This is a genomic window from Roseicyclus amphidinii (assembly GCF_030163755.1).
Classification (GTDB): Bacteria; Pseudomonadota; Alphaproteobacteria; order Rhodobacterales; family Rhodobacteraceae; genus Roseicyclus; species Roseicyclus amphidinii.
This window is the reverse complement of record NZ_JASJOE010000005.1, coordinates 20,328-32,359: the sequence shown is the minus strand read 5'-3', so window position 1 is coordinate 32,359 and position 12,032 is coordinate 20,328. Positions and strand designations below refer to the sequence as shown.

Sequence of the window (12,032 nt, the reverse complement as noted above, 5' to 3'; positions counted from 1 at the left end):
AACAAGCTCTGTGAACCGCTGACCGGACAAGGTCTTGCGCAGAGGCGGCGGTCACTCGCGCGGCGTGAGGGTCGTCACCCCGATGTTGCCCGCGCGCGCCAGATCGGGGTCGAGCGTCATGGGGATGTATTCGCCCCGCCGCCACAGCTCGCCCAGGTCGTCGTAATGGCGCGACAGCGGGTTGCCCGACTGGCCGGTCGAGATCACGAAGACGGAACTGTCGGGGTCGGCGAAGTCGTAGACCCCGCGGTAGCCCGCGGCATGGGTGTTGAGGAACGGATCGGGCATCGTGCCGGGCGTGGCCGCCCGGTTCAGCGTGAAATCCCCGCCCGAGGTGGGCTGGCGGATGTTCACGATCCAGGAAAAGAGCCGCGTGTCGCCAAGGACCTGGTGATCGTGGCGCGCCTCGTGCGCGGCGCCCCAGCGCCAGCTTTCCACGTCGGCGCCGTAGCGTTCCTCGAGCCATTGCAGCGCGTCGTCGAGCGCGACCCGCGCGATGTCGGTGCAGCTTTCCTCGGCGGTGGATTGCGCCACGTCGCACCATGCGCTCGCCCCCCCGATGTCGCGGAAGACGCGCTCGATGAAGATCGGCTCGAGGCTCTGGAACGCCTCGGCCAGCGGGCCGAGATCGTCGCGGATCAGGCGTTGTTGCAACTCGCGCATCCAGGCGGCGTAGATCAGCGGCTCGGGCAGGTGCTCGTTCATCTCGCCGTTCCAGTCGGCCAAGAGCTCCAGCGCGCGCTGGCGGCGGCGTTCGGGCGTGCCCGCCGCCGCGGTCTGTCCGGTGAACCACAGGTCGCGCGCCACCAGCGGCAGGATGTTGCGCGCGGCCGCCGAGACGGTGTCGAGCTGCGCCTCGATGAAGCTGTCGCGGGTGTGGACGTCGCGCGCCTCCATCAGCCGCGTCAGCCGCGTGATGCGCTGGGTGTCGCCCCAGTGGAACGACACATGCAGCGGGAAATCGCGGTCCACCATCTTGTTGTTGGTGTTGCCGAGGATGCCGCTTTCGGGATCGAGAAAGGTGGGGTTGGCGAAATACTGCGTCACGCCCTGCCAGCGGTTCGCCGCGACCCAGCCGGGCGAGGGCATCCGCGCCTGCGTCTGGTGGGCGTTCAGCCGCCAGGGCATGTGGCCGATCACCTGCATGGCGATCCGCCCGTCGGCGGAGGCGAGCATCAGGTTCTGCGCGGGGGCGACGAAATCCTCGCCCGCGGCAAGCCCCTCCTCGATCGTGGTCGCGCGCATCAGGCGCAGCCCGGTCTGGATCGAGGTGTTCTCGGGCGTCAGCGCGGTCCAGGCCATGCTCATGACATGGCCGGGCGGCGTGACGCTGGCGAAATCGTAATGGCTGCCGGGGATGACGGGGCCGTTTTCCGTCCATCGGCGGGTGATGGTGACGGGCTGTCCGCCCGCAACCTCGATCACGCGGCGGTCGGTGCGGAAGGGGGCCCAGCCGTCCGGCGTGCGGTATTCCGAGGAGTTGTCGGGGTTCAGCTGTTCGACATACAGGTCGATGTCGTCGAGATAGGCCGAGGTGATGCCCCAGGCGAGCCGCTCGGACCGGCCCGCAAGGATCACCGGCATGCCGGGGATGGTCGCGCCGATCACGCCGCCCGTCGAAAGTTCGAGCCGGGCGAGATACCAGATCGAGGGCGCGGTCAGCCCGAGGTGCGGATCATTGGCCAGAAGCGCCCCGGAGGCGGCCGCGCGCGCCGGTGTGGCGGCAAAGACGTTCGAGGCCCCCGCCCGTCCGCGGCCCGCGGCATTGGGGTGCAACGGGTGGCGCGGCGGCGAGAGGCTGGCGGTTTGGCTGGGCCGGGCGGTGCCGAAGAGCGTCTCCCATTCGGGCAGAGCGGCCAGTTCGGCGGCCCCTGCGCCGGGCGCGTCGGGCATCAGGTCGCGCAGGCGCTCGGGGTCGTCGAGGGCCAGCAGCGCGCGGGCGCGCAGCACCTCTTCCTCGTGGTGGTCGGCCAGTTGCAGCGCCATCATGAAGGTGACGGCGACGCTGTCGGCGGGCCGCCAGGGCGCGATCTCGGGGGTGAAGAGGAACAGCTCGGGCGCGCCGCGCCCCAGCGCCTCTGACCCGATCAGGCGCAGCCACGCGTTCACGCCATCGGCATAGGCCTGCAGCACCGCGACCGTCTCGGGGTCGAGGGCATCAACGCTTTCGGTGGCGAGATGGTAGACGTCGAGCCGCCGCAGCAAATCGTCGATCTGCAGCGTCGCATCGCCGAACAGCTCCGACAGCCGTCCCTGCGCCGTTCGGCGCATCATCAGCATCTGCCACAGCCGGTCCTGAGCATGGGCGACGCCCAGGGCGTAGAAGACATCGGCGTCACTCTCGCCGAAGATGTGGGGCACGGCCGAGGTGTTGCGCACGATCTCGACCGGGGCGCCCAGGCCGGGGACCGTCCAGTCGGCCTCGTAATCGGGAATGGAGCGCGCGCCCACATACCATGCGATCAGAACCGCGCCCACCGTCAGCGCGACGGCGAGCGAACCCAGTCTGACAAGCCAACGGAGTAGGGCAGCCATGATGCCTCGGCGCGATTCCACGGGCCTGAGCTACGCCGGACGCCCGCGAATTGCAAATGCGCCGCGCCGCGCCGCGGGCTCAGGGCAGGATGCGGGTGTAGCGCGTGCCGTCGAGGGTCGCGCCCACGATCAGGCCGGCCTGTCCGTAGATCACCGCGATCACCGGATCGGTCAGCACGGTCGTGTCCACGCCGAGGCTGCCGCCACGGTCGTTGACGGCGTAGCGCACGTCGCCGCCCACGGCCCAGCCCGAGGAGGTGCGGAAATCGCGCAGCGACTCCTCGGTCATGAAGAACAGCGTATGCGCATATTGCTGCGCGCCGATCTGCAGCCCGAAGGTCCCCGCGATGGCCGAGTAGTAATCCACCGTGACCCCGTTCACCCGCAGCGCGCCGCGCCCGTAAGAGCCGCCGATGCCCAGCCCCGCCTCGGTGATCAGCGGCATGACGAGGATACCGGCGGCGTTGAAGGAAAGCTCCTCGGAGCCGGGCACCTCGCGGTACATGAATTCGGTCGCGGCATCGACGCGGGCGTCGATCCGCTGCGCTGCACGGGAATTCACGCCGTTGCCGCAGGCGGCAAGCAGGGGCAGGGATGCGCCGGTGATCACGAAATTACGACGGGAAAGACTGCTCATCTGGGGCCTCATGCCGGGTTGCCTCGGAAAACGCGGGTCGTTCGCCGCCCGCGCCTTGTCGGCAGGATACGCGCATCGCCCCCGTCTGTCACGGTGCATTGCACCATGGGTGGCGGTCATTCGCCCATGCGGCCGCTACCCGTTGAGGATGCGTGCGACCCGTGGCGCGAAATAGGTCAGCACGCCGTCGCAACCTGCGCGCCGGAAACAGGCAAGGCTCTCGAGCATCACCTTCTCGCCGTCGATCCAGCCGTTCGCCGCCGCCGCCTCGATCATCGCGTATTCGCCCGAGACCTGGTAGGCGAAGGTCGGCGCACCGAAGCGGTCCTTCACCTCGCGCGCGATGTCGAGATAGGGCAGGCCGGGTTTCACCATGACCATGTCCGCGCCCTCCATCAGGTCGCGTTCGACGCAAGCCAGCGCGGCCAGCCGGTTCGCCGGGTCGATCTGGTAGGTGAACTTGTCGCCCTTGAGCGCGCCCGAGGCACCGACCGCGTCGCGGAACGGCCCGTAGAAGCTGGAGGCGAACTTGGCGGCATAGGACATTATCGTAACGTTGGTGTGGCCGTTTGCCTCCAGCGCGGCGCGCATCGCCCCGATGCGCCCGTCCATCATGTCCGACGGGCCGAGGATGTCGGCCCCCGCCTCGGCCTGGGCCAGCGCCATCTTCACCAGCGCCTCGACGGTCTCGTCGTTGACGATCACGCCGTCGCGCACGATGCCGTCATGGCCGTTGATGTTGTAGGGGTCGAGCGCGATGTCGGTCATGATCGCAATGTCGATGCCCGCATCCCGGATCGCGCGGATCGCGCGGTTCGACAGGTTGTCGGGGTTCCATGCCTCTTCGCACAACTCCGTCTTGAGGCTCGCATCGGTGTAGGGAAAGAGACAGATCGCCGGGATGCCCAGCGCGGACGCCTCGCGCGCGGCCGCGACGATCCGGTCGATCGAGCGGCGCACCACGCCCGGCATCGAGGCCACGGGTTCCTCGACCCCTTCGCCGTCGCGCACGAAGATCGGCCAGATCAGGTCGTTCACGCTCAACTCGCTCTCGCGCACGAGGTTGCGCAGCTCGGGCCGGGCGCGGAGGCGGCGGTGGCGGGTCAGGGGAAAGGGGGCCTGGGGCATGGCATGGGGTCTTTCGCTTCGGGCTACGGCTGCAAGCGGTGACATGGGCGTGACCGCGGGGCAAGGGTGCAGGTTGTCCCGGTCCTGCGGGCCTTCGGCAGGGCTGGAAACCCCCGGACCGCGCGGATAGGGTGCGCGGCGATAAGAATGTGTGCAGTGTAGCCGGGCGGACCCTCTTGGACTTCTTCGACCTCGTCACCGAAGTGATCGACCTCAGGTCGTTCTCGAACCTGTGGTACTGGATCGTGCTGGCGATCCTGTGGTCGACCCTGTCGCATTGGGTCATGGGCATCCCCTACCACATGGTGCAGCGCGCCCGCCGCGGCGACGAGACGACCGAGGCCGACCTGCGCGCGCTGGCCGAGATCAACGCCCGCCGCATCCTCGACATGTCCGAGCTGTCGGGCACGGTGATGGTGGCCGGATCGACCTTTGTCGTCACCTCGCTGATCGTTCTGGGCTGGGGCTACCGGGTGGAATTCGCGCAGGCGCTCGTGCTGCTGGTGCTGCCGCTGATCCTTGTGGCGGGGCTGACGCTGCGCACGGCGCGTGTGCTGCAGGACACCGGCTTCGACCGGCTGCACATCCGGCTGCGCAACCACCGCTTCGCGGTGCAGGCGATGGGTGTGTGCTTCATCTTCGTCACCGCCTTCTGGGGCATGTATACCAACGTCACCATCAGCCCTCTGCGCTGAGGCGGCTTGACACCGCGCGCGTCCCGCGTAGGTCACGCGCATGTCCCGACACCCCACCCATATCCTTGCCTCCGGCGCGCCCGAAGGGTTCGACGCCACCATCGTCCTGCGCGAACTGGAGCAGGGCGGCGTGCCCGTCCTGCATGTCGCGCGCGACGACAAGCGCATGGCGGCGATGGCCCGCGCGCTGGCCTTCTTCGACCCGACCGTCCCGGTCCTGAGCTTTCCCGGATGGGATTGCCTGCCCTATGACCGCGTCTCGCCCAACCCCGAGATCTCGGCCACGCGCATGGCGACGCTGGCCGCGCTTGCGGCGGGGCTGACAGGGCCCTTCATCCTGCTGACGACGCTCAACGCGGCCACGCAATACGTGCCCCCGCGCGAGTTGCTGCGCTCCTCGGCCTTCGTGGCCACCGTCGGCGGCCGCATCGACGAGGGGGCGCTCAAGGATTTCCTCGTGCGCATGGGGTTCTCGCAAACCCCCACGGTCACGGAACCCGGCGATTACGCCGTGCGCGGCGGCATCATCGACGTCTGGCCGCCGGGCGAGGGGGCGCCGGTGCGGCTCGACCTCTTTGGCGACACGCTCGACGGCGCGCGCCGCTTCGATCCCGCCACCCAGCGCACCACCGAAAAGCTGCAGCGGGTGGAGCTTGCCCCGGTCTCCGAGGTGATCCTCGACGAGGCCTCGATCACGCGGTTCCGGCAGAATTACCGGGTGGAATTCGGCGCGGCGGGCACCGACGACCCGCTTTACGAGGCGGTCAGCGCGGGCCGCAAGCACCAGGGCGTCGAGCATTGGCTGCCGTTCTTCCACGCGCGGCTGGAGACGCTCTTCGACCACCTGCCCGAGGCGCGGATCACGCTGGACGACCAGGCCACGCCGCAGCGCCTGTCACGCTGGGAGACGATCGCCGACCAATACGACACGCGCAAGACCGCGCTGAGCCAGAAAGGCCGTCTCGACAGCGTCTACAAGCCGGTGCCGCCGGGGCTGCTCTATCTCGACGATGCGGCCTGGGACAGGGCGACGGCGGGGCGGCGCGTGGTGCAGTTCTCGCCGATCCCGGCCGCCCCCGGTCCCGGCGTGCTGGACATGGGCGGGCGCGTGGGGCGCAATTTCTCGGTCGAGCGCCAGGATGAGAAACTCAGCCTTTTCGGGGCCTTGGCGGCGCATGTTCAAGCGATGCGCGAAGAGAGCGCCGTGGTCGTCGCCTCCTGGTCCGAGGGCGCGCGCGAGCGGCTTCAGGGCCTGCTCGAGGATCAGGGCATCGCGGATGCCAAGCTGGCGGTGGATGCGCGCGGGATCACGGGGCGCGGCTCGGTCAACCTCGTGGTCTGGCCGCTGGAAGAGGGGTTCACCGGCGGCGGGCTGACGGTGATCTCGGAACAGGATGTGCTGGGCGACCGGCTGATCCGCCCCAAGCGCAAGACAAGGCGCGCCGAGAATTACCTGACCGAGGCGCAGTCGCTCTCGCCGGGCGACCTGGTGGTGCATGTCGACCACGGCGTCGGGCGCTACAAGGGCCTCGAGACGGTCACCGCGATGGGCGCGCCGCACGAATGCCTTTTGCTGGAATACGCGGGCGGCGACCGGCTTTACCTGCCGGTCGAAAACATCGAGCTGCTGACCCGCTACGGCCATGACGAGGGGCTGCTCGACAAGCTGGGCGGCGGCGCGTGGCAGGCGAAAAAGGCCAAGCTCAAGGAGCGCATCCGCCAGATCGCCGACAAGCTGATCCGCATCGCCGCCGAGCGCGAGCTGCGCAAGGCTCCGATCCTGCAGCCCCCCGGCGACATGTGGGAGGCCTTCTGCGCGCGCTTCCCTTACGAGGAGACGGACGACCAGCTCTCGGCCATCGCCGACGTGATGGAGGACCTGGAGGCCGGGCGCCCCATGGACCGGCTGGTGGTGGGCGACGTGGGCTTCGGCAAGACCGAGGTGGCGATGCGCGCGGCCTTCGTCGCGGCGGCGCAGGGCCTGCAGGTGGCGGTGATCGCCCCCACCACGCTGCTCGCGCGCCAGCACGCCAAGACCTTTGCGGAACGGTTCCGGGGCTTTCCGGTCAAGGTCCGCCAACTCAGCCGCTTCGTCGGCCAGAAGGAGGCCGCCGAGACCAGGGCCGGCATGGCCGACGGCTCGGTCGACATCGTGGTCGGCACCCATGCGCTTCTGGCCAAGGGCATCCGCTTCCGCGAGCTGGGCCTGTTGATCGTGGACGAGGAACAGCGGTTCGGCGTGACCCACAAGGAACGGCTGAAGGAAATGCGCTCGGACGTGCATGTGCTGACGCTCTCGGCCACGCCGATCCCGCGGACGCTGCAGATGTCGCTTTCGGGCGTGCGCGACCTGTCGCTGATCGGGACGCCGCCGGTCGACCGGCTGGCGATCCGCACCTATGTCAGCGAGTTCGACGCGGTCACGGTGCGCGAGGCGCTGCTGCGCGAGCATTACCGCGGCGGGCAGAGCTTCTACGTGGTCCCCCGGATCGAGGACCTGCCCGAGATCGAGACCTTCCTGCGCGAGCAGGTGCCCGAGGTCAGTTTCGTCACCGCCCACGGGCAGATGGCGGCGGGCGAGCTCGACGACCGCATGGTCGCCTTCTACGACGGGAAATACGACGTGCTGCTGGCCACCACCATCGTGGAGAGCGGCATCGACATTCCCACCGCCAACACCATGGTCATCCACCGCGCCGACATGTTCGGGCTGGCGCAGCTCTACCAGATCCGCGGCCGGGTGGGGCGCGCCAAGACGCGGGCCTATGCCTACCTGACGACGAAGCCTCGGCTGAAGCTGACGCCCGCCGCCGAGAAGCGGCTGCGCGTTCTGGGCAGTCTCGACAGTCTCGGCGCGGGCTTCACCATCGCCAGCCAGGATCTCGACATCCGCGGCGCCGGCAACATCGTGGGCGAGGAGCAGTCGGGCCATGTGCGCGAGGTGGGCTTTGAACTGTATCAGTCGATGCTGGAAGAGGCGATCGCCAAGATCCGCTCGGGTGAGGGCGAGGGGCTGACCGGGGACGGCGACGGGCAATGGTCGCCGCAGATCAACCTCGGCGTGCCGGTGCTGATCCCGGAGGATTACGTGCCCGACCTCGACGTGCGGCTGGGGTTGTATCGACGGTTGTCGCAGCTCGAGACCAAGGTCGACCTGGAGGGCTTCGCGGCCGAGCTGATCGACCGTTTCGGATCGCTCCCGAAGGAGGTGAACACGCTGCTCCTGGTGGTGCGGATCAAGGCGATGTGCAAGCGCGCGCAGATCGCCCGGCTCGATGCCGGGCCCAAGGGGGCGACGGTGCAGTTCCACATGGACAAGTTCCCCAACCCCGCGGGGCTTGTCGCCTTCGTTAAGGATCAGAAGGGCCTGGCCAAGGTGAAGGACAACAAGATCGTCGTGCGCCGCGACTGGTCGAGCGATGCCGAGAAGATCAAGGGCGCCTTCGCCATCGCCCGCGACCTCGCGCTCCATGCGAAGGGGAAGGCTGCGGCCTGAGCCGGGCCAAGGCTTTTGCAAAAGCCTTTCCAGCGCCTTGCAAGGCGCTGGAGCCGCGATTTGCAAATCGCGGGCAAGCCTCTTGCAAGAGGCTTGCGTCGCGCGCCGTTCAGGGCGTTTCGCGCGGCATGGCGCGCATCACCAGCGCACCTGTCCCCGACAGCGCCGCGGTGGCGAGGATCAGCGGCAGCGGCGTTCCGTCGAACAGCTGCCCGATCAGCGCGCCAAGCGCCGCGCCGCCCACCGTCGCCAGCGCCCCCATCACCGAGGCCGCCATGCCCGAGACATGGCCCAGCGGCTCCAGCGCCAGCGCGTTCAGGTTGCCGATGGTGAAGCCCGCCAGCGCGAAGACGCTGCAGGCCCAGCCGAAGAAGACCCAGAATTCGGCCGTGCCGAGCGGCGCAAGGCCGATCAGCGCCGCCGTCGTCAGCGCCAGCCCCAGCGAGGCCGCGAGCGCGCGCCGCACCAGCGGCCGCATGCCCAGCCCGATCACCAGCTTGCCGTTGATCGGCGCGGCCGGGGCGGCGGCCAGCGCCATCAGCGCGAACCAGTAGGGAAAGCTCGCCGCCCGCCCGTAGGTCGCGTCGAAGATCGGCTGGATCGACGAGATCATGCCGAAGAGCGCGCCGAAGACCAGCGTCTGCACCAGGATCGACAGCTGCATCTGCCGCAGCGACAGGGTCTCCAGAAAGGCATCGCGGAGCGGGCCGAGGCGGAACGGGCGGCGCGCCCCGGGCGGCAGCGTCTCGGGCTGGCGCAGCATGAGCCAGCCGACCGAGAGCAGCGAGAAGACGAGGAAGGCGGGAAAGATCGCGCGCCAGCCGAAGCCCGCGATGATCGCGGCCCCGATCATCGGAGCGACGGCGGGGAACAGGGTGAAGACCAGCATGGCGAAGCTGACGATCTGCGCCATCTGCCTCCCCGCGTAGAGGTCGCGGATGATCGCGGTGGCCACCACCCGCGGCCCCGCCGCGCCCAGCCCCTGCAAAAGCCGCGCCGCCAGCAGCAGCTCGAGCGAGGGCGCGACCCAGGCCAGCAGCGCGCCCGCCAGGTAAAGCGCCGCGCCTGCGAGGATCACGGGCTTGCGCCCGAAGCTGTCGGACAGCGGCCCGGTCATCAGCGTGCCGATCCCGAGGCCGAGGATGAAGCTGGTCAGCACCAGCTGCGCCAGCGTCGGGGCCTCGGGGGTCAGCGCCGCCTCGATCTGCGGCAGCGCGGGCAGCATGGCGTCGATGGAGAAGGCGACGGTGGCGAAGATCGTGCCCATCAGCGCGATGAACTCGCCGCGCGGCAGGCGGCGGGCGGTCTCGGGGGCGGTTTCGGGGGCGGGCGTCCGGGCGATGCTCATCGGTGCGCGGGCCGGGCCGTGGTGCCGCCGTATTTGGAGGAAGATGAAGGGCAGGGGGCGGCGCTCATCGGTCGGCCTCGGGAGGCTGCCCGGCGATCTCGTCGAGGACGTTCAGCCACAGGTCGGTGGGCTGCGCGCCTGTGATGACATGCTGGTTCGCCAGCACGAAGCAGGGCACGCCGGTCACGCCGCGGGCGCGGGTGTGGGCGTCGCGGGCGCGGATCTCCTCGGCGTCGGCATCGCCCTGCAGCAGGGTTTCGATCATCGCGCGGTCAAGGCCCACGGCCTCGGCGATCTCGGCCAGCACCGTCTTGTCGCCGATGTCGCGGCCGTCGATGAAATTGGCCTTGAAGAGGGCCACGGCGGCGGGCGTCTGCCGTCCCTCGATCCCTGCCCAGTGGATCAGGCGGTGCGCATCCAGCGTCGAGGGGGTGCGCGCGATCCGGTCGAGCTGCAGGGTCAGGCCCGCGGCCTCGGCATGCTCCAGCACCGGGGCATAGGCCTTGAGCGCGCCCTGCGTGCCGCCGAATTTCAGCTCGAGGTAGGCGCGCCGGTCCATGCCCTCCGCGGGCATGTCGGGGTTGAGCTGGAACGGGTGCCATTCGAGGGCCAGCGGGTGATCCGGCCGCGCCTCGAGGGCGCGGGCGAGGTTGGCCCAACCGATGTAGCACCAGGGGCAGATCGGGTCGCTGATGATGTCGAGCTTGATCATGTCTGCTCCTTCAGCAGGCGCGCCAGCGCGCGGCGGTCCAGCTTGCCATTGGCCGAGCGCGGCAGCGCGGACAGGGGGATGTAGAGCCGCGGTTGCTTGTAGCGGGCGAGCCGGGCCTCGGCCAGCGCGGCGAGGGCGTCCTTGCCGATGTCTCCGACATGGGCCAGCGCGATGACATGGGTGTCGGCCTTCACCTCGACGGCCGCGGCGGCGCATTCCGCAAGGCCGGGCGCGCCGTGAAAGGCCGCCTCGACCTCGAGCGGCGAGACGCGGAAGCCGCCCGTCGTCATCAGGTCGTCGCGGCGGCCGTGGTAGCGCAGTGCGCCGTCCGGCTCGGCCGAGACGAGATCGCCGGTGAGGAACCAGTCGCCCGAGAGCGGAAGCTCGGGGCTGCCGTCCGCAAGGTATCCCAGCATCAGGCCGGGGTCGGAGCGGTGGATGGCGAGGATGCCGGTCTCGCCTGTCGCGGCCGCGAGGCCGTCCTCGGTCAGGATGGCGATGCGGCGGCCGGGCTGGGGGTGGCCCAGCGTGCCCTGTGGCGCGGGGCGCGCGGGGCTGCCCGAGATGAAGGTCGAGCATTCCGACATCCCCAGCGCCTCGTGGATCGTGGTGCCGGTGGCGGTGTCCCAGCGGGCGCGCAGCGCCTCGGGCAGTTTCTCGCCCGCCGCGAGCGCGTGGCGCAGCCGGGGCAGGGCGAGGGGCGCATCGGCGGCGACGAGCTTGCGGAAGATGCCCGGCGCGGCGGCGAAGATCGTCGCGTCATGGCGCTTGAGCAGGAGCGGCAGCGCCTCGGGTGCCGTGCCCGGCGCGGGGATCAGGGCGGTCGCGCCGATCGCCCAGGGGTCGAGCAGCCCGGTGCCCAGCGTGAAGGTCCAGTTGAAGGCCCCGGCATGCAACACGCGGTCATCGGGCCGCAGGCCATACCAGCCGTCCCACATCATCCGCCGCGCCCAGCTGGCGCGATGGGCATGGGCGACCGGCTTCGGCGTGCCGGAGGACCCGGAGGTGAAGACCACGTAGGCCAGCCGGTCGGGGTCGCCCATCGTGTAGCGGGCTCGGGCGTGATCCATCATCGCCGCCAGATCGTCGAGAACCGGGCAGGGCGGCGCCGTTGGCAGGCTGACGCCCGGCCCCGCAAGGATCGCGGCGGGGGCGACCAGCGGCGTGAGGCGGTCGAGCTCGGGTTCGGTCAGCCCCTCGGCGGTGGGCACCGGCACAAGCCCCGCGGCGATGCAGCCGAGGAAGGCCACCGGGAACTCGGGCGTGTTGCCGAGGCGCAGGAGCACCCTTTCACCGGGCGCAAACCCGCGCGCCACAAGCGCGCCCGCCATGCCCAGGACCGCCGCCTCGAGGCGTGCGAAGCTCCAGCGTTCGGCGCGGGCGGGGCCGAGCACGGCGAGCGCCACCTTGTCGGGGGTCGCGCGCCCCGCGGTCAGGACGTAATCGGCGAGGTTGAAGGGGGACGGGCAGGGCTCCATTCC

At 69.9% G+C, this 12,032-nt stretch carries 8 protein-coding genes; 2 read left to right on the top strand and 6 right to left on the bottom strand.

Features of this window, described 5'->3' with window-relative positions; translation table 11 throughout:
- Positions 1-51: 51 nt before the first annotated feature.
- The 3 genes from QQK83_RS02890 to hemB all read right to left on the bottom strand — a co-directional run bounded on the left by QQK83_RS02890 (position 52) and on the right by hemB (position 4,300).
- Positions 52-2,535, bottom strand: a complete 2,484-nt coding sequence (locus tag QQK83_RS02890; RefSeq protein ID WP_284261532.1) for a penicillin acylase family protein — start codon at positions 2,533-2,535, stop codon at positions 52-54.
- A gap of 79 nt (positions 2,536-2,614) precedes the next feature.
- Positions 2,615-3,172: a lipid-binding SYLF domain-containing protein gene (locus tag QQK83_RS02885; protein ID WP_284261530.1), complete on the bottom strand. Its 558-nt coding sequence runs from the start codon at positions 3,170-3,172 to the stop codon at positions 2,615-2,617.
- Between the two features lie 135 nt (positions 3,173-3,307).
- The gene (gene hemB / locus QQK83_RS02880) at positions 3,308-4,300 is read right to left on the bottom strand and encodes a porphobilinogen synthase (protein ID WP_284261528.1); all 993 of its coding nucleotides are present in this window, start codon (positions 4,298-4,300) and stop codon (positions 3,308-3,310) included.
- Between the two features lie 176 nt (positions 4,301-4,476).
- Between hemB and QQK83_RS02875 the strand changes: the two genes are divergently transcribed.
- Both QQK83_RS02875 and mfd read left to right on the top strand, forming a co-directional pair.
- A complete protein-coding gene (locus QQK83_RS02875) occupies positions 4,477-4,995 on the top strand; it encodes a component of SufBCD complex (protein WP_284261526.1) in 519 nt (172 codons plus the stop codon).
- 40 nt (positions 4,996-5,035) lie between these two features.
- Positions 5,036-8,491 carry a transcription-repair coupling factor gene (gene mfd, locus QQK83_RS02870; RefSeq protein WP_284261524.1) on the top strand — a complete coding sequence of 1,152 codons (3,456 nt, stop codon included), beginning with the start codon at positions 5,036-5,038 and terminating at the stop codon, positions 8,489-8,491.
- A 109-nt stretch (positions 8,492-8,600) separates the two neighbouring features.
- Here the strand turns inward: mfd and QQK83_RS02865 are convergent, their stop codons facing one another.
- The 3 genes from QQK83_RS02865 to QQK83_RS02855 all read right to left on the bottom strand — a co-directional run bounded on the left by QQK83_RS02865 (position 8,601) and on the right by QQK83_RS02855 (position 12,029).
- On the bottom strand, positions 8,601-9,839 hold the full coding sequence (locus tag QQK83_RS02865; protein WP_284261521.1) for an MFS transporter: 1,239 nt from the start codon (positions 9,837-9,839) through the stop codon (positions 8,601-8,603).
- A 64-nt stretch (positions 9,840-9,903) separates the two neighbouring features.
- On the bottom strand, positions 9,904-10,551 hold the full coding sequence (locus tag QQK83_RS02860) for a DsbA family oxidoreductase (RefSeq protein ID WP_284261519.1): 648 nt from the start codon (positions 10,549-10,551) through the stop codon (positions 9,904-9,906).
- Entirely contained in the window at positions 10,548-12,029 is a 1,482-nt protein-coding gene (locus tag QQK83_RS02855; protein ID WP_284261517.1) for a class I adenylate-forming enzyme family protein, read from the bottom strand. Before QQK83_RS02855 ends, QQK83_RS02860 begins: the two co-directional genes overlap by 4 nt.
- Positions 12,030-12,032 lie beyond the last annotated feature (3 nt).

Excerpts from the sequence above, each read along its gene's own strand:
- QQK83_RS02865 (WP_284261521.1), bottom strand. The coding sequence starts at position 9,839 with ATGAGCATCGCCCGGACGCCCGCCCCCGAAACCGCCCCCGAGACCGCC.
- QQK83_RS02890 (WP_284261532.1), bottom strand. The coding sequence starts at position 2,535 with ATGGCTGCCCTACTCCGTTGGCTTGTCAGACTGGGTTCGCTCGCCGTC.
- mfd (WP_284261524.1), top strand. The coding sequence starts at position 5,036 with ATGTCCCGACACCCCACCCATATCCTTGCCTCCGGCGCGCCCGAAGGG.
- QQK83_RS02885 (WP_284261530.1), bottom strand. The coding sequence starts at position 3,172 with ATGAGCAGTCTTTCCCGTCGTAATTTCGTGATCACCGGCGCATCCCTG.
- QQK83_RS02860 (WP_284261519.1), bottom strand. The coding sequence starts at position 10,551 with ATGATCAAGCTCGACATCATCAGCGACCCGATCTGCCCCTGGTGCTAC.
- QQK83_RS02855 (WP_284261517.1), bottom strand. The coding sequence starts at position 12,029 with ATGGAGCCCTGCCCGTCCCCCTTCAACCTCGCCGATTACGTCCTGACC.
- hemB (WP_284261528.1), bottom strand. The coding sequence starts at position 4,300 with ATGCCCCAGGCCCCCTTTCCCCTGACCCGCCACCGCCGCCTCCGCGCC.